Consider the following 388-nt stretch of genomic DNA (forward strand, 5'->3'; position numbering starts at 1 on the left):
AACATCAGTTGAAAAGTCACAATCAGTATCTGAGTCAGAATCAGAAGCAAAAGCAAGTGCTTCAACATCAACGGCGCAATCAGAAAGTGTAGCGAGTGATTCAGCAAGCACATCAACATCAGTTGAGAAATCACAATCAGTCTCTGAATCAGAATCAGAAGCGAAAGCAAGTGCTTCAACATCAACGTCAGCGAGCGCATCAGCGTCAACAGCGCAATCAGAAGGTGTAGAACGTGATTCAGCGAGCACATCAACATCGGTTGAAAAGTCACAATCTGTATCTGAATCAGAGTCAGAAGCAAAAGCAAGTGCTTCAACATCAACGGCGCAATCAGAAAGTGTAGCGAGCGATTCAGCAAGCACATCAACATCAGTTGAGAAATCACAA

1 pseudogene is annotated in these 388 nt (G+C 43.6%); it reads left to right on the forward strand.

Annotation, left to right across the window (positions count from 1 at the left end):
- Window positions 1-388 (forward strand): annotated as a pseudogene (locus CD138_RS14410) (hypothetical protein); the annotation flags it as partial.

The organism is Staphylococcus intermedius NCTC 11048 (assembly GCF_002902385.1).
In the GTDB taxonomy this organism is placed as follows: domain Bacteria; phylum Bacillota; class Bacilli; order Staphylococcales; family Staphylococcaceae; genus Staphylococcus; species Staphylococcus intermedius.